The sequence below is a fragment of the Undibacterium sp. MH2W genome (assembly GCF_049340215.1).
Classification (GTDB): Bacteria; Pseudomonadota; Gammaproteobacteria; order Burkholderiales; family Burkholderiaceae_D; genus Undibacterium.
Genome location: NZ_JBMPPA010000001.1, coordinates 177,124 through 193,044 on the forward strand (window position 1 = coordinate 177,124; position 15,921 = coordinate 193,044).

Below are 15,921 nucleotides of genomic sequence, written 5' to 3' on the forward strand. Positions count from 1 at the left end.
CTATGCAAACTAATCTCGCTGATTTTATCAAGGACACGCGTGCCGGCAAGGATGCCGATGAGATCTTACGCAAATGTGTCCATTGCGGTTTTTGTACAGCCACTTGTCCGACTTATCAACTATTGGGTGATGAGCTTGATGGTCCACGTGGTCGGATTTATTTGATTAAACAAGTGCTAGAAGGAAAGCCCGCCACCGAAAAAACGCAACAACATCTGGACCGTTGTTTAACCTGCCGTAACTGTGAATCGACCTGTCCGTCTGGTGTGCAGTATGGACGCTTGCTCGATATAGGTCGTCAGGTTGTCGAGAAACAAGTGGGACGATCGATTTCACAAAAAATCGTCCGTGAGACCCTCAAGGCGGTATTGCCGCGTCCATGGATTTTTCAGCCCGCGATGCGTCTCGGTCAGTCCTTGCGTCCGCTGTTGCCGCAAAGTTTAAAAAATAAAGTACCAGCCGCGCAGCCTTCTGGTGCATGGGCAACGACAAGCCACACACGCAAAATGTTGTTGCTGGACGGCTGTGTACAACCAAGTATGTCACCCAATATCAATACGGCGACATCACGTGTATTAAGTTTCCTTGGTGTTGAATTAATCGTTGCCCCTAAAGCAGGCTGTTGCGGTGCCATTCGGCATCATTTGAATGATCATGACGCGTCGTTAGACGACATGCGCCGAAATATTGACGCATGGTGGCCTTACGTAGAAGCAGGGGCAGAAGCGATTGTGATGACAGCGTCTGGTTGCGGTGCCACGGTCAAAGAATATGGCCATTTACTTGCCCATGATCCCGCTTACGCACCTAAGGCAGAACGAATTTCTGTGCTGACCCGTGATCTGAGTGAGATTTTGCCGGATTTCGAGGTGCAATTGGTCGACAAGCTGAAAGGTAAAATCGCTGAGCGCATCGTTTGGCATCCGCCATGCACGTTACAACATGGTCAACAAATTCGCGGTAAGGTCGAAGGCTTACTACGTGCCATTGGTGTTGATGTCCAGTTGTGTGCTGACAGTCATTTATGCTGCGGGTCTGCCGGCACATATTCTGTGCTGCAGCCGACCTTATCGTATCAATTACGAGATAACAAATTGGCGAATTTATTAGCGACGAAACCGGATATGGTCTTGTCCGCCAATATTGGATGCCTGACGCACTTACAGTCGGGTACCGAGACACCAGTGAAACACTGGATTGAATTGATTGACCGGGCATTGACGGCAGCTTGATCGGAATCAGCGCGCATGATTCGTACGTTTTCTATTCTGTTGATCTTCCAATGCCTGGGCGAGGGGCTCGTTTATTTGACGGGCTTACCCGTGCCGGGTCCCGTCATTGGGATGCTGCTGTTGTTTGTGTTTTTGTTGATGAGAAAAACGGAAGCAGCGAAGCTCGTGCCGGGTGTGCAGACTTTACTGGGGCACTTGTCGCTTCTGTTTATTCCGGCAGGTGTTGGCATTATGGTGCACGGTAAGATGGTCATGGAAGAATGGTTGCCACTGACTTTGGCACTCATTATCAGTACGGCTGTATCGATCGTAGTGACGGCGTTGTGTGTGAAATGGTTGCAGAAATGAACCATCATCATCTCTCCGATGTCTGGGTCTACCTCGCTGCTTCACCATTATTAGGGTTGACCGCGACGTTAATCGCTTACCAGTTTGCGTATCTGATCTATACCAAGTGCCGGTTTAGTCCTTTGGCAAATCCAGTGGCTATATCCGTCATATTGATTGTGTCCGTTCTCGTCGCGACCGATACACCCTATCAAACGTATTTTGCTGGCGCGCAATTTGTGCACTTTTTATTGGGACCAGCGACGGTCGCATTGGCGGTTCCGCTCTACCAACAAATGAGCCGGTTGCGCGATCAGTGGCGAGCGTTTCTAGTTGGCGCTGTACTAGGCAGTGCGTCTGCAATTGCCACGGCGATGATGATCGCTAGTGTATTGGGTGCTTCGCGTACCACTGTATTATCGCTGGCATCGAAGTCCGTCACGATGGCGATTGCGATGGGTGTCAGTGAGAAAGTGGGTGGTTTACCATCATTGACGGCGGCATTGGTCATGCTCACAGGGATCATTGGTGCGATGATATCGGCATCGATTTTAAATCTGCTACAGATTCGTGACGACGCGATCCGCGGCTTTGCTTTGGGTGTGAGTGCACATGGGATTGGAACTGCTCGGGCGTTTCAAATCAATGAGCAAATGGGCGCATTTGCTGGGCTGGCCATGGGGTTATCCGGGCTGCTTACCGCACTGGTGCTGCCTTTTGCCTTACGCTTACTTGGTGTGATTTAGCACAGTAATGCGCCATCTTGAACGTGACGGACATCGATCATATCCGTCACACTGAGGGGGGGTGGTGATTTACTCGGCGAGTAACTTCGTGACGTCTTTAATCAGATCCGCAGGAGCCGTTTGTGGTGCATAGCGGCTAAATACCGTACCGTCTTTTTTGATCAAAAATTTGGTGAAATTCCATTTGATGGCTTTGGTTCCCATCAATCCTGGTGCCGCTTCTTTGAGATGGTTAAAGAGAGGATGGGCATGCTCTCCGTTGACATCTACTTTTTCAAACAAGGGAAACGTTACGCCATAGTTTTTCTCGCAGAAACTACCAATCTCGTCGGCAGATCCTGGTTCTTGATGACCAAACTGATTGCAAGGGAAGCCGAGAACGACGACGCCTTTGTCTTTAAATTGCTGATAAATTTCTTCCAAGCCTTTGTATTGGGGCGTAAAGCCGCATTTGCTGGCGGTATTGACGACTAATACGACTTTTCCGAGATACTGCTTCAGGTCAACTGGTTGGCCTTGTAAATTGTTGGCATTGAAATCGAGGGCATTCATGATCAAAGTATTCCTAAATGATTGGTACCTGCGGTAAGGTCACGCTCTTTGGCTTCTTTCCCTTGCAGCATAATGGCCAGACGCAGTTCATTGACTGAGTCGGCATTGCGCAACGCATCTTCGTAGGTGATCTTGTCTGCTTCGTGCAGGTCGAACAGCGCTTGGTCAAAAGTTTGCATGCCTAATTCACGTGATTTCTTCATGATGTCTTTGATCTCGTGCACATGACCTTTAAAGATCATATCGGAGATCAGAGGTGAATTTAATAATACCTCAACGGCCGCAATCCTGCCTTTGCGTCCCTTAATCGGTAATAGGCGTTGAGAAACGACCGCACGCAGATTCAGCGATAAGTCCATTAACAACTGCGCCCGACGCTCTTCTGGGAAGAAGTTGATAATCCGATCCAGTGCCTGATTGGCGCTATTAGCATGGAGTGTGGCGAGACACAGATGACCTGTCTCTGCAAAGGCAACGGCAAAGTCCATCGTTTCACGATCACGAATCTCGCCGATTTGAATGACGTCCGGTGCCTGGCGGAGCGAATTTTTGAGTGCTGAATTCCAGTCTTCCGTGTCGATGCCCACCTCACGTTGCGTGACAATACAATTGCCATGGGGATGCACATATTCAATCGGATCTTCGATCGTGATGATATGACCGTAGCTGTTTTTATTTCGATGACCAACCATCGCCGCGAGCGTGGTTGATTTTCCTGATCCCGTCGCACCGACGACAATGACCAAGCCGCGCTTAGTCATCGCGACTTCTTTGAGATGCTCCGGCAGACCCAAATCTTCCAGTTTAGGAATAGCGGTGGTAATCGTCCGCAGTACCAGACCAACACGCCCCTGCTGCATAAAAGCCGATACGCGGAAGCGTCCCATGCCTGCAGGGTTAATCGCAAAATTACACTCTTTGGTCGATTCAAACTCGGCCGCTTGTTTATCGTTCATGATCGCACGTGCCAGATCAATCGTATGCGCTTGCGTCAGCGGTTGGTTTGAGACCGGTGTGACTTTGCCGTCAATCTTAAATGCAGGTGGAAAATCGGCAGTAATAAATAAATCTGAGCCATTCTTGGTCAGCATGAGCCTCAATAGGTCATGCATAAATTTGGTTGCCTGATCGCGTTCCATCGCTGTGATTATCCTATGTGCTCTATCGTTCGGTCGTTATATGTGGTCAGTCGTTGCTGACTTATTGGAGATCAATTAACCAGGGAAATTTTCTGGGATCTTCGCCGCTGCACGTGCTGTGCCGACAGAAATCACATTCCGTCGCACCAGATCGGTCAGATTCTGATCCAAGGTTTGCATGCCCAAATTACTACCTGTTTGAATTGCAGAATACATTTGCGCTACTTTTGCTTCACGAATCAGATTGCGGATCGCTGGTGTCCCTAACATGATTTCATGTGCCGCCACACGGCCAGAACCATCTTTGGTTTTCAACAGTGTTTGAGAAATGACGGCTTGTAACGATTCGGAGAGCATAGAACGCACCATTTCTTTCTCTTCGGCGGGGAAGACGTCAACGATACGGTCAATCGTTTTTGCGGCAGAAGACGTGTGCAACGTACCAAAAACAAGGTGACCTGTCTCAGCGGCAGTCAATGCCAATCGGATCGTTTCGAGATCGCGTAACTCACCGACAAGAATCGCATCAGGATCTTCACGCAGTGCAGACTTGAGTGCGTTATTAAACGACATCGTATGAGGTCCGACTTCGCGCTGGTTGATCAGACATTTTTTAGATTCATGCACGAATTCAATCGGATCTTCGACGGTCAGAATATGGCCATATTCATTTTCATTTAAATGGTTCACCATCGCTGCCAAGGTCGTTGATTTACCTGAGCCAGTGGGGCCTGTGACCAACACCAGACCACGAGGTTTAAGCGCGAGATCAGCAAAAATTTTGGGTGTGTTTAATTGTTCTAGCGACAGAATTTTCGAAGGAATCGTCCGCATGACGGCGGCTGGGCCACGTTCTTGGTTAAATGCATTGACACGAAAGCGGGCAAGACCAGGAATGGCAAAAGAAAAATCGACCTCTAAGTGTTCTTCGTAGGCTTTGCGTTGTGAGTCATTCATAATATCGTAAATGAGCTCATGCACATCTTTGTGCTCCAGCGGCGGCAAATTAATACGACGCACATCACCGTGTACTCGTATCATCGGGGGCAAGCCGGATGATAAGTGAAGATCAGATGCATTATTCTTGACGGAGAACGCGAGGAGTTCAGAAATGTCCATTTATAATTCCGGTAATGAGTGTGTCGCAGATGACAGACGCAATGGCTGCCTGAGATTAGGATCTATTGCAAAAAAGTGACCGATTTCAACGAGTAATTTACATACAAGATTCCTGATTATGTCCTTAATTTCCGACAACTTGCAAGCCGTACGTGCTGATATCAGACGCGCCGCGCTTGATTGTGGCCGTTCTGAGCAGCAAGTACGCCTATTGGCCGTCTCCAAGACCTTTGGCGCAGACGCCGTGCTGGAAGCAGCACATGCGGGGCAGGTCGCCTTTGGCGAGAATTATTTGCAAGAAGCGGTGGATAAAATCACGTTTATTCGTCAATCGGCACCTGAACTTGATCTCGAGTGGCACTTTATTGGACCGATCCAGAGTAATAAAACCAGACCGATTGCAGAGCATTTCGCTTGGGTACATTCTGTTGACCGTGAAAAAATCGCGCAACGACTGTCCGAGCAGCGCCCTGCAGACATGCCCCCACTGAATATTTGCTTACAGATAAATATTAGCGGCGAGTCGACGAAGAGCGGCGCATTGCCAGAAGATGCAGTGTCTCTTGCGAAGAGGATTCATGCCTTACCGGGTTTGCGCTTGCGTGGCTTAATGGCGGTGCCTGAACCGACCAATGACGAACAGCAACAGCGCGCCGCATTCAGACAATTGAAGCAGCTCAATGACGAGATCGTCGCGCAAGGTATTGTTTTAGATACGTTATCCATGGGGATGAGTAGTGATTTACACGCGGCGATCGCTGAGGGCAGCACGATGGTCAGAATCGGTACCGCCATTTTTGGGAAAAGAGATTATGCAAAGTAAGTTAAAAATTGGATTTATTGGCGGTGGCAACATGGCAGTTGCACTGATTACTGGCCTACTGCAAGCAGGAACACATGCCAAAGATATTCATGTTGTTGACGTCAACCAAGCGAATTTAAATCGCCTAGAGACAGAATTTAATGTCACCACCTCCTTGCAAATTGATGCACATTTGCAACAAATGGATGTGATTGTCCTCGCCGTCAAGCCACAACAGCTACGGGATGTTGTCGGTGCGCTCGCTCCCCATCTTCGTCACCAGTTATTGATTTCGATCGCTGCGGGTATCCGCGCGACGGATATTTCTCGCTGGTTATCTTCCTATCCAAGAATCGTTCGCGTGATGCCAAACACGCCAGCGTTGATTGGCAGAGGGGTGACGGGCTTATTTGCCTTGCCAGAAGTGACTGAGGCCGAGAAACAATGTGCGGATGATATTTTGCGTGCAGTGGGCTCCACTTCGTGGGTTGTCGAAGAGAAATTAATCGACGTGGTAACTGCGGTTTCTGGCAGTGGTCCGGCCTATGTGTTTTATTTCATCGAAGCGATGCAACAGGCAGCGCAGGAACTGGGCTTAAGTCCAGAGCAGGGGACACAGTTTGCAATCGCTACCTTTGAAGGTGCAGCGCAACTGGCGATGCGATCGGATGAGGACGTCGCTGTCTTGCGTGAACGTGTCACATCGAAAGGTGGCACGACCTATGCAGCACTGAGCAGCATGGAAGAAAGTGATGTGAAAAATCACATCATCACCGCAATCAAAGCGGCGGCATCGAGAGCGACCGCGTTGGGTGAGGAATTTGGTCAACAAGCGTGAGTGTTGTTTTCACTTTGATGTGTACGATCGGTTTGTTGCCTGCTGACAGGTAGCGAAAAATCGGTTTTTCATGACGATAAAAATGCAGCGTCCCGTTCGGGTTCGCTGCATTTTTTCTTTGTGGAAATAAAAACGACCACATTACAACATTTGAGTACCGCAAATTAGTGAAAGGACTCTTATTTCAAGGGTTTGTCATGAAGGTATATGTATCAATGAGATACAATACGTTACCCACTGCTTGTATCCTTTTGTAGGGATGCAATCGCACCTTCCCATTTTGCGTTTTACCATTTTCGTAGACGACATCTATTGCTCGTGAGAAATTAAGCCTGTAAATCGCAGATATTTTTTCCTTTTTTACTGGTTTAGTATGGCAATTTTTGTTTGGTTTCGCGTCTTTGTATTTCATTTGTTACAAACTCAGATCTTTGGTAACAATGTCGATACAAACAAAACCAGTGATCGCTCACAGGGGCTCGCCAATAAAAACACAGTGGCTGGCATTTCTGTCGATTGGTCATTGTGCGCCCTGTTATCCCTGATTGGTATCTATTTGATACCTGGCCTCATTGGCCACGATCCTTGGAAACAGGATGAAACATATATTTTTGGCATTATTCATCACCTTATTGAAACGGGTGATTGGATCGTGCCGACAATGGCAGGTGAGCCGTTTATGGAAAAACCTCCACTCTATTATTGGGTTGCCGCCATTTTTGCTAAGACGTTTTACCCATGGCTAAGCTTGCACGATGGTGCGCGGCTCGCAACGGGGTTCTTCATGTCTGTCACCTGTGCTGCTGCTGGTTGGTCGGCACGCCAGTGGTGGGGGCAGGGAGTTGGTCGCTATGCCGTGATGGCGCTGTTAGGGTGTCTTGGTCTCGTTTTTCATTCCCATTTAATGCTCACAGACGTTCCTTTGTTGACGGGTTTTGCCGTAGCCACAGCGGGTTTTGTTCACATTGAGAACAATCCTTACCGTTCTGGTGCCTTACTTGGTACGGGCATCGGTATTGGTTTCATGGCAAAAGGTGTGTTGGCGTTGGGTGTATTTGGTCTCACGGCTGTCTTGTTACCTGTGCTGTTTAAGCAATGGCGGACGCGATCCTATGGGCGTGTACTTTTGGTGGCGTTCTTGTTTTCCACACCATGGTTGCTGATTTGGCCTATCAGTTTGTATCTGCGTTCAGAAACACTCTTTATGGATTGGTTCTGGCTCAATAACGTGGGGCGGTTCTTTGGATTTTCTGTCGCCCAATTGGGTGCGCCGCATACCGACGGTTTCTGGATCACGACCTTGCCGTGGTTCACCTTTCCCGCCTTGCCATTAGCCGTGTTGACGGTCTGGCGTCAGCGATCGACGATCTTTCAATCCTCGGCGATTCAGGCATGCGGACTCGTATTTTTAATGATGTTGCTGGTTTTGTGGCGTGCCGCGTCAGCACGTGATAACTATGCCTTGCCGCTGCTCTTGCCGATCGCGCTCATTGCTGCCCCTGCTGCACGTCAGTTGAGTGCCGGGTGGGATGCAGCGTGGGATTGGAGTGCTCGGCTCATTTTTGGTCTCGTCATCGCATTTATTTGGACCGTCTGGGCACTGATGACGATCAATGGTGCGCCGCCAGAGTGGTTGTTTTTGTTGCGCCACTTACCACGTGAATTCGTGCCGCATTTTGAATTTGGTCATGTCTTGGTTGCAGCGATCATTACCGCGCTTGCTTTTGCGGGAATCGGTCAACTCTCGCGCATTCAAGGACGTGGGCTCGTTAGTTGGGTGACCGGTGTAGGACTAAGCTGGATGTTGATTTGCCAGTTATTGATGCCATGGGTTGACCATGCAAAGAGCTATCGTAGTGTTTTTTCATCGATGCAAACAGCAATGGATCGCAATTTTGATTGTATGGCGAGTAAAGATCTCGGCGAGTCTGAGCGTGCAATGTTGAAGTACTTCGTGGGTATCAATACTTACCGCCAAGAGTCAACACCGGATGTCAGTTGTGACCTTTTGTTGGTCGATGGTTTTCAACGACAACCAACAGAGTATCTCAAGGATAAGCATTGGGAGTTAGTGTGGGAGGGCGCGCGTCCAGGCGATGATAACGAACGGCTATGGCTTTTTGCAGCCAAAAAAATGACGAATCAATTGGCCTTGAGTAGTGCGCGTCGCCCACTAAAATAAGGACGTGTTATTCGTCAGAATGTGCACTCGATTTCCACTCTTTGATCAAGGGGGCGATGATCTTCCAGATCTGCCACGTGTTCAACGCAGTGCGTGATAGTGAGACGATCTTAGAGGGTTTGACCAATAGCAGGCCTGCGCCGATGGCGACGGCGAGCAACGGCCTGCGACGCAATGCACCGACTGCATTGCTCGCACATTGGTAGCCCAATTCAGCGACTTCCGTTGATTGCTTGACGTCTTGCAACTGCAATGTCAGTAGCTGTCTTTGTGCGCGGATTTTTAGCAACAATGCCTCGCGACGCAGGGCGAGTTGATCAGGTCTGCGCTTCATGACGACGTTTCTTCGGATGAGGTTGTGGTGCCACGCAAGGCAGCGCTGTCTTGTTGGAGTTCGGCTAAGGTAAAAGCAAATAATCGTGGCTTTTTACCAAACTGATCGCGCAACCAGAAACCAAGACCAATGGAAGAAGCAAAGAAGAACGTGATGAGCGACGCAACCACCGCAATGCGATGGCTATCCCAGAAGACGGCGATGAGTAGTACCGCCAATAGGACCAAGCCAAAGCAAGCGCAAAATAACGCCACTAGCGACCAGAGCAGGAGCGAAAAAAAGCGCCCCAGCTCTTCCTCAATTTCAACGGACGCTAATTCTAGTCGCGTGTGGACAATACTGAGCGATGTTGCCAGTAACTGACCGAGCGAATTCAGTATCGCCATCGTTATTTATTACGGGCGATGAGCATGCCAATGAGAACGCCTACACCCGCCGCGATACCAATGGATTGCCATGGATTTTCTTTGACATACACGTCCGTCGCTTTGGCTGCTTCTTTGGTGCGTGTCACCACGAGTTCTTCAACGCGCGCGAGCTCTGCCTTAGCAGCGCCGAGCGTTTGTTCAAAACGCGCTTTCGCCGCTTTAAAGCCTTCACCTGATTGTTGCTCGGTGTTTTTCAGCATGTCCTCTGCATCGCGAATGACTTGATTCAGGTCATCGATCAAGCGATCCTTTTGATGTTCTGTTGTGCTCATCATCATTCCTTTGATATGAAGTAGTTGAAAGTGTTGGTTCATGTACCATGTCGAGGTACGCATCTTTAGTGTAGAGCAGGGCGACGATGCAGCCTTGTCATGGATCAATATTGCCCCGGAAATCACTTCATCGGATGTCCGTTCTAGTGTTCCCTTTCACTTTAGTGCATAGTCTAAGACAACACCAGCGAAGATCGCTGCACCGAGCCAATTGTTATGACGGAATGCAGCAAAACAGCGCATCCGGTCACGATCTTTGATGAGAGTGTAGTGGTACAGAGCGCAAGCGGTGGCGATCGCCATGCCGATAAAAAACCCCATACCAAGTCCGACCTTGACCGCGACGAAAGTGATTAACGCAAAGCTCGCTGCATAACAGAACATAATCGCTGCGACGTCGTAGCGACCAAAGGTAATGGCCGACGTTTTGATGCCAATTTTTAGATCGTCATCGCGGTCTACCATCGCGTACTCTGTATCGTAGGCGACAGCCCAGAAAATATTGGCGATAAGCAATATCCATGCATCCATCGGCACCGTATTTTGAATCGCGGCATACGCCATTGGAATGCCAAATCCAAATGCAATTCCGAGATAGGCCTGGGGAATGGCGAAAAAACGCTTAAAGTAAGGATAAGTCCCCGCCACAATGACAGCGACAACAGAAAGCTCTTTGGTGAGCAAATTGAGCGGCAATATCAAGCAGTAGGACAGGACTGCCAACGTGCCAGCGACTGCCAACGCTTCTTTGCCTGAAATTTTTCCGCTAGTGATTGGTCTTTCTGCGGTTCGTTTGACGTGCTTATCGAAGTCACGGTCTGCGTAATCGTTGATGGCGCAACCGGCAGAGCGCATGAGCGCCGTACCAACGGTAAATAAAGTCACGATAGTCCAGTCTGGTTTTCCTGCCGAGGCGAGCCAGATTGCAACCAACGTGGGCCACAGGAGCAGCACGATGCCGATGGGTTTATCTAAGCGTACTAATTTGACATACCAATGACAACGTGTAACAAAAGCGTTCATTTTTACCAGTCTGTTGTTTCGATCATGTGGAATTATAAGTCCTCTATACAATGTGTGGTCGCAATGCTATCTTAGCCACCTCATCATTTATTGATCGTTTCTGCAAAAAATCCTTGGTTTTTCCTCTGATACCCCGCCTCGACTTCATGTCGGCGAGGTTTTTTGCATGAGCATTGCTGACACTTTGGTAATTCGGAATAAAACATGACATTTTTTAGAAAATTAGGCGCCGCAACCACAGCTGCGGTGATGCTCACGCAAGCGGCACCGGCCTTTGCGGTGACAGAAATCAGTTGGTGGCACTCGATGACAGGTGCCCTCGGCGATCGGGTGAACAACTTGGCCGACCAATTCAATAAAAGTCAGACCGAGTACAAAGTTGTTCCAGTGTACAAAGGAGAATACGACGAGTCGTTGTCTGCGGCGATTGCGGCTTTCCGTGCAGGTAACGCACCGGATATTTTGCAGGTCTTTGAGGTCGGCACGGCGACAATGATGTATGCCAAAGGTGCGATCAAACCTGTTTCAGAAGTCATGCGAATTGCCGGCGAAAAATTCGAGCCTGCTGCTTATATCCCCGCTGTGGCCAGCTACTACACAGCACCCAACGGAGAAATGCTGTCGCTCCCTTTTAACAGTTCAACCGCTGTCTTTTTCTACAACAAAGAGCTGTTTGCTAAAGCTGGCCTTGACCCCAACAAACCACCCGCAACATGGCAGGAAATGGTGTCAGATGCTGCGCGTCTCAAAGTGGCTGGTAGTAAATGTCCCTACACGACAGGATGGCAAACGTGGATTCAGTTAGAAAATTACTCTGCATGGCATAACGTGGAGTTCGCGACCAAAAATAACGGATTTGGTGGCCTCGATGCACGATTGAAATTTAATAGCCCCGTCCATATCCGGCACATTGAAGATATGTCGAATTGGGCAAAGCAAGGTTATTTCGTGTATGCAGGGCGCAAGAGCGAGGCTGATGCGAAGTTTTATTCTGGCGAGTGCGCGATGCTGACTTCATCAAGCTCGGTCTATAGTGTCATCGTCAAAAACGCAAAATTTAAGTTTGGTGTAGCACCCTTACCGTATTACAGCGATGTTCCCGGCGCACCGCAAAATACGATTATCGGCGGTGCCTCGTTGTGGACAATGGCCGGTAAGAAAAATGAAGAATACAAAGGCGTTGCGAAATTTTATAAGTTCTTGTCCCAGCCTGAAGTGCAAGCGAAATGGCATCAAGAAACAGGTTACTTACCCATTACCAACGCAGCCTATGAGTTGACTAAAAAGTCCGGGTTTTATGAAAAAAATCCAGGTACGGGTGTAGCTGTTCAGCAGATGATTGTGAAGACAACGGATAAGTCACGCGGTATCCGTTTAGGTAGTTTTCCGCAGATCCGCACAGTCGTTGATGAAGAGCTGGAATTGGTATGGTCTGGCAAAAAATCGGCAAAAGACGCACTGGATTCTGCGGTCTCCCGTGGCAACGATTTGTTGACGCGCTTTGAGAAGGCGAACAAATAAGCGAGGATCAATAGGGCGTGACGGTGTGTTCACGCCGACGATGCTGGTGAGTTGTTTCCCTTGTAGGTGATGTTTCTCGTCTGTGCTGTATCGCTGTCGTGGCTCTCGTGATCTGTCGACAGCACTCTCTCTTTATATCAGAAGGTGATTCTTGGAAAAACGAGCGCGTTTTCGCTCACGGTGGGTGCCTTATGCTTTATTAGCACCACAACTCACTGTGACCGTTTTATTTTTTTTCTGGCCTGCAGTACAAGCGTTATACCAGTCCGTGTTACTGCAAGATGCATTTGGCTTATCGAGTGAATTTGTCTGGTTTGACAATTTCAAAACCTTATTCGACGATCCCGCTTATCTCACGTCATTTAAAACCACAGGTATTTTTTCTGTGCTGGTCGCTGTCACTGGCTTAGCGGTATCGTTGATCTTGGCTGTTTTTGCAGATCGGGTTGTCCGAGGTGCCTCTGTTTATAAGACATTGTTAATCTGGCCTTACTCCGTCTCTCCGGTGGTTGTGGGGGTGTTGTGGATGTTTTTGTTGAATCCGACGTTGGGCGTTGTGGCGCATTTTTTGCGTCATGTTGGTATTGAATGGAACCATCTTCTCAATGCGCAGCATGCGATGATTCTCATCGTGCTAGCGGCAGTATGGAAACAGGTTAGCTACAATTTTCTCTTCTTTTTGGCAGGATTACAGTCGATTCCCAAGTCATTGATTGAAGCGGCAGCGATTGATGGTGCAGGTCCTGTCCGTCGTTTTTTCTCGATTGTCTTGCCTTTGCTGACACCTACTAGTTTTTTCCTCTTGGTGGTCAATATCGTCTATGCGTTCTTTGATACGTTTGCCATCGTGGAGGCGACGACCCAAGGTGGACCCGGTAAGGAAACAGAGATTTTGGTGTACAAGGTATTTAATGATGGCTTTAAAGGCGGCGACCTAGGAAGCGCAGCAGCGCAGTCAGTCGTATTGATGTTGATCGTGGTGGTGCTGACGGTCTTGCAGTTTAAGTATGTAGAGAAGAAAGTGCAGTATTGATCATGATAGAACGTAGACCTTTTCTCGATGCGATCAGTCATGCGGTGTTGATTGTCGGTGTGATGTTGATTGCTTTCCCGATTTACATTGCTTTTGTAGCGAGTACACAAACAGCAGAGCAAGCAGCGTTAGCTCCTATTTCCTTGATTCCTGGCGATCAATTTTTCCATAACGTAGCCATGGTCCTCAATGGGGGAAGTAGCGCGAATGTCGATATCAGCCCTGTTGCTCGAATGATGTGGGTGAGTCTGGCTTCTGCATTACTGATCGCGGTTGGTAAAATCTCGATTTCGATGCTGTCTGCTTTTGCCTTGGTGTATTTTCGTTTCCCTGGGCGTCGACTATTTTTTTGGATGATTTTTCTGACCTTAATGCTGCCAGTCGAAGTCAGAATTAACCCAACCTATAAAGTAATTTCCGATTTTGGCATGCTGAATTCCTACGCTGGATTAACCATCCCCTTAATCGCGTCAGCAACGGCGACTTTTTTATTCCGACAATTTTTCCTCACGATTCCTGATGAATTGGCTGAGGCGGCGCGGATCGATGGCGCTGGTCCAATTCGCTTTTTTAAAGATGTCATCCTCCCATTGTCTCGCACCAATTTGCTCGCCTTGTTCGTGATTATGTTTATCTATGGCTGGAACCAATATCTTTGGCCCCTCTTGGTCGCTACAGAGCAAAGCATGTATCCGATTGGTGTAGGTATTAAGCGGATGATTGCCGGTGGTGACGCAGCGGTGGAGTGGAATCTAGTGATGGCAACTTTATTACTTGCGATGATCCCACCAGGATTGATTGTGGTCCTCATGCAAAAATGGTTTGTTAAAGGCTTAGTCGACGCTGAAAAGTAATCCTCACGTGGTTGAATGTCGCGATGAGGCAACAGACTCGATTCCTTGCAAAGATTTAAAAAAAGAGATGAAACAAAGAGATTAACGATGGCACAAGTTCACTTAAAAAATGTAAAGAAAATTTACGGCCACGGCAAAAAAGCGGTAGACGTTATTCATGGTATTTCAGTGGATATCGATGATGGTGAGTTTGTTGTCATTGTGGGGCCATCGGGATGCGGCAAATCTAGCTTGTTACGAATGATTGCTGGCCTGGAAGAAATTAGCGAAGGCGATGTCATCATTGGTGATCGCGTCGTTAATGACCTAGAGCCGAAGGATAGAGATATCGCGATGGTATTTCAAAACTATGCACTCTATCCTCACATGAGCGTTTTTGAAAACATGGCGTATGGATTGAAGATTCGTGGTTATTCAAAAACGGAAATTACCGAGCGCGTTCATAAAGCAGCAAAAATTTTGGAATTGGAGCACTTACTAGACCGTACACCACGTGCCTTATCGGGTGGTCAGCGTCAGCGAGTTGCGATGGGGCGTGCGATTGTGCGTGAACCCGCCGTATTTTTATTTGATGAACCGTTGTCGAATCTCGATGCGAAATTGCGTGTGCAAATGCGCCTTGAAATTCAGAAGTTACACAAAACCTTGGCGACAACCAGTTTGTATGTGACCCACGATCAAGTGGAAGCAATGACGCTGGGCCAACGGATGATTGTCATGAATGGGGGCGTGGCGGAGCAGATCGGGACGCCGGACGAAGTGTACTCTCAACCGGCAACAAGCTTTGTTGCGAGTTTCATCGGTTCGCCGCCAATGAATCTTCTGAAAGGAACGATCAGTAGTGATGGACACTGGATGACAATGGGTGACACGAAGTTTGAACTGCCGTTCCATCCATTGCATCTACAACGTAAAACAGACACCGATGAGGAAACGCTATTAGGTGTCCGTCCAGAGCACTTATTTATTGGGATGCCCGGATTGCCATTTGACGTTGATTTGGTTGAGTCTTTAGGGGCAGATTTGTTGATCCACGGACGTTGCGCGGGACAAGCACTCGTGGTGCGTGCACCTGTTGGAACACCCGTTACAGCAGGTCAAAAAACGACTGCGGGCTTCACGTTTGATAGTATGCATCGTTTTGATCCACAAACGCAGCGACGTATTGATTAAGTCGACGTGACTTCTTTTCTGCTAGTAGAGCAACGGAAGCGAGCATCATATGGTGCTCGCAGTTTGCTACATGATGAATCCCAGTTTGCGGCGTGGCGTCTTGTTTTCAGTCACACGACCGTCTGCATTGCTTGTTTCACTGACCAAGGTTGACAGATCCTGTTGTTCAAAAGAAACCGTCTGTATCGTTGCCTGATGTTGCCCTAATACATATCCTGAAGCAAACACCACGCCTGTTATCAGTAGGCAAGCACTATATCGGATGAGTGTATTCATAAACACCTTCGTTGTCTGATTGCGTATTCCATTGAGGTCTCCTGTTGCAGCGATCGCCTGATCCGGAGAT

The 15,921-nt window shown here is 48.4% G+C and carries 18 protein-coding genes; 10 read left to right on the forward strand and 8 right to left on the reverse strand.

Going from position 1 to position 15,921, the window contains the following annotated elements:
- The first annotated feature begins 2 nt into the window (after window positions 1-2).
- The 3 genes from glcF to ACO0K2_RS00795 are packed head-to-tail and all read left to right on the forward strand — an operon-like array spanning window position 3 to window position 2,305.
- The gene (gene glcF / locus ACO0K2_RS00785) at window positions 3-1,232 is read left to right on the forward strand and encodes a glycolate oxidase subunit GlcF (protein ID WP_423014739.1); all 1,230 of its coding nucleotides are present in this window, start codon (window positions 3-5) and stop codon (window positions 1,230-1,232) included.
- Window positions 1,233-1,247: 15 nt separating this feature from the next.
- Window positions 1,248-1,580 carry a CidA/LrgA family protein gene (locus ACO0K2_RS00790; RefSeq protein ID WP_423014741.1) on the forward strand — a complete coding sequence of 111 codons (333 nt, stop codon included), beginning with the start codon at window positions 1,248-1,250 and terminating at the stop codon, window positions 1,578-1,580.
- The gene (locus tag ACO0K2_RS00795) at window positions 1,577-2,305 is read left to right on the forward strand and encodes an LrgB family protein (protein ID WP_423014743.1); all 729 of its coding nucleotides are present in this window, start codon (window positions 1,577-1,579) and stop codon (window positions 2,303-2,305) included. Before ACO0K2_RS00790 ends, ACO0K2_RS00795 begins: the two co-directional genes overlap by 4 nt.
- Before the next feature lie 69 nt (window positions 2,306-2,374).
- Here ACO0K2_RS00795 and ACO0K2_RS00800 read toward each other — a convergent pair whose 3' ends face one another.
- The 3 genes from ACO0K2_RS00800 to ACO0K2_RS00810 all read right to left on the reverse strand — a co-directional run bounded on the left by ACO0K2_RS00800 (window position 2,375) and on the right by ACO0K2_RS00810 (window position 5,115).
- Complete coding sequence (locus ACO0K2_RS00800) at window positions 2,375-2,857, reverse strand: glutathione peroxidase (protein ID WP_423014745.1); 483 nt, start codon at window positions 2,855-2,857, stop codon at window positions 2,375-2,377.
- 2 nt (window positions 2,858-2,859) lie between these two features.
- Entirely contained in the window at window positions 2,860-3,996 is a 1,137-nt protein-coding gene (locus tag ACO0K2_RS00805; protein WP_423014747.1) for a PilT/PilU family type 4a pilus ATPase, read from the reverse strand.
- 75 nt (window positions 3,997-4,071) lie between these two features.
- Window positions 4,072-5,115, reverse strand: a complete 1,044-nt coding sequence (locus ACO0K2_RS00810) for a type IV pilus twitching motility protein PilT (protein ID WP_423014749.1) — start codon at window positions 5,113-5,115, stop codon at window positions 4,072-4,074.
- Window positions 5,116-5,233: 118 nt separating this feature from the next.
- On the opposite strand from ACO0K2_RS00810, the gene ACO0K2_RS00815 reads away from it, so the two are divergent.
- The 3 genes from ACO0K2_RS00815 to ACO0K2_RS00825 all read left to right on the forward strand — a co-directional run bounded on the left by ACO0K2_RS00815 (window position 5,234) and on the right by ACO0K2_RS00825 (window position 8,937).
- Window positions 5,234-5,938: a YggS family pyridoxal phosphate-dependent enzyme gene (locus ACO0K2_RS00815; protein WP_423014751.1), complete on the forward strand. Its 705-nt coding sequence runs from the start codon at window positions 5,234-5,236 to the stop codon at window positions 5,936-5,938.
- Window positions 5,928-6,755 carry a pyrroline-5-carboxylate reductase gene (proC, locus tag ACO0K2_RS00820; RefSeq protein ID WP_423014753.1) on the forward strand — a complete coding sequence of 276 codons (828 nt, stop codon included), beginning with the start codon at window positions 5,928-5,930 and terminating at the stop codon, window positions 6,753-6,755. Before ACO0K2_RS00815 ends, proC begins: the two co-directional genes overlap by 11 nt.
- 373 nt (window positions 6,756-7,128) lie before the next feature.
- Entirely contained in the window at window positions 7,129-8,937 is a 1,809-nt protein-coding gene (locus ACO0K2_RS00825; protein WP_423014755.1) for an ArnT family glycosyltransferase, read from the forward strand.
- Between the two features lie 7 nt (window positions 8,938-8,944).
- Here the strand turns inward: ACO0K2_RS00825 and ACO0K2_RS00830 are convergent, their stop codons facing one another.
- The 4 genes from ACO0K2_RS00830 to ubiA form a co-directional block, all read right to left on the reverse strand.
- Window positions 8,945-9,271: a YqjK family protein gene (locus tag ACO0K2_RS00830; protein ID WP_423014757.1), complete on the reverse strand. Its 327-nt coding sequence runs from the start codon at window positions 9,269-9,271 to the stop codon at window positions 8,945-8,947.
- The gene (locus tag ACO0K2_RS00835) at window positions 9,268-9,657 is read right to left on the reverse strand and encodes a phage holin family protein (protein ID WP_423014759.1); all 390 of its coding nucleotides are present in this window, start codon (window positions 9,655-9,657) and stop codon (window positions 9,268-9,270) included. The genes ACO0K2_RS00830 and ACO0K2_RS00835 overlap by 4 nt, the downstream gene beginning before the upstream one ends.
- Before the next feature lie 2 nt (window positions 9,658-9,659).
- Window positions 9,660-10,013 carry a DUF883 family protein gene (locus ACO0K2_RS00840; protein WP_423014762.1) on the reverse strand — a complete coding sequence of 118 codons (354 nt, stop codon included), beginning with the start codon at window positions 10,011-10,013 and terminating at the stop codon, window positions 9,660-9,662.
- Between the two features lie 114 nt (window positions 10,014-10,127).
- The gene (gene ubiA / locus ACO0K2_RS00845) at window positions 10,128-10,994 is read right to left on the reverse strand and encodes a 4-hydroxybenzoate octaprenyltransferase (RefSeq protein ID WP_423014764.1); all 867 of its coding nucleotides are present in this window, start codon (window positions 10,992-10,994) and stop codon (window positions 10,128-10,130) included.
- 204 nt (window positions 10,995-11,198) lie between these two features.
- Between ubiA and ugpB the strand changes: the two genes are divergently transcribed.
- The 4 genes from ugpB (at window position 11,199) to ACO0K2_RS00865 (ending at window position 15,575) form a co-directional block, all read left to right on the forward strand.
- On the forward strand, window positions 11,199-12,515 hold the full coding sequence (gene ugpB / locus ACO0K2_RS00850) for a sn-glycerol-3-phosphate ABC transporter substrate-binding protein UgpB (protein WP_423014766.1): 1,317 nt from the start codon (window positions 11,199-11,201) through the stop codon (window positions 12,513-12,515).
- Between the two features lie 151 nt (window positions 12,516-12,666).
- Window positions 12,667-13,548 (forward strand): sn-glycerol-3-phosphate ABC transporter permease UgpA, encoded by an 882-nt coding sequence (ugpA, locus tag ACO0K2_RS00855; RefSeq protein WP_423014768.1) that lies wholly within the window; start codon window positions 12,667-12,669, stop codon window positions 13,546-13,548.
- Window positions 13,549-13,550: 2 nt separating this feature from the next.
- On the forward strand, window positions 13,551-14,402 hold the full coding sequence (gene ugpE / locus ACO0K2_RS00860) for a sn-glycerol-3-phosphate ABC transporter permease UgpE (protein WP_423014770.1): 852 nt from the start codon (window positions 13,551-13,553) through the stop codon (window positions 14,400-14,402).
- An 87-nt stretch (window positions 14,403-14,489) separates the two neighbouring features.
- The gene (locus ACO0K2_RS00865; RefSeq protein WP_423014772.1) at window positions 14,490-15,575 is read left to right on the forward strand and encodes a sn-glycerol-3-phosphate import ATP-binding protein UgpC; all 1,086 of its coding nucleotides are present in this window, start codon (window positions 14,490-14,492) and stop codon (window positions 15,573-15,575) included.
- Window positions 15,576-15,641: 66 nt separating this feature from the next.
- On the opposite strand, the gene ACO0K2_RS00870 is transcribed toward ACO0K2_RS00865, so the two are convergent.
- Window positions 15,642-15,851, reverse strand: a complete 210-nt coding sequence (locus ACO0K2_RS00870; RefSeq protein ID WP_423014774.1) for a hypothetical protein — start codon at window positions 15,849-15,851, stop codon at window positions 15,642-15,644.
- Window positions 15,852-15,921 lie beyond the last annotated feature (70 nt).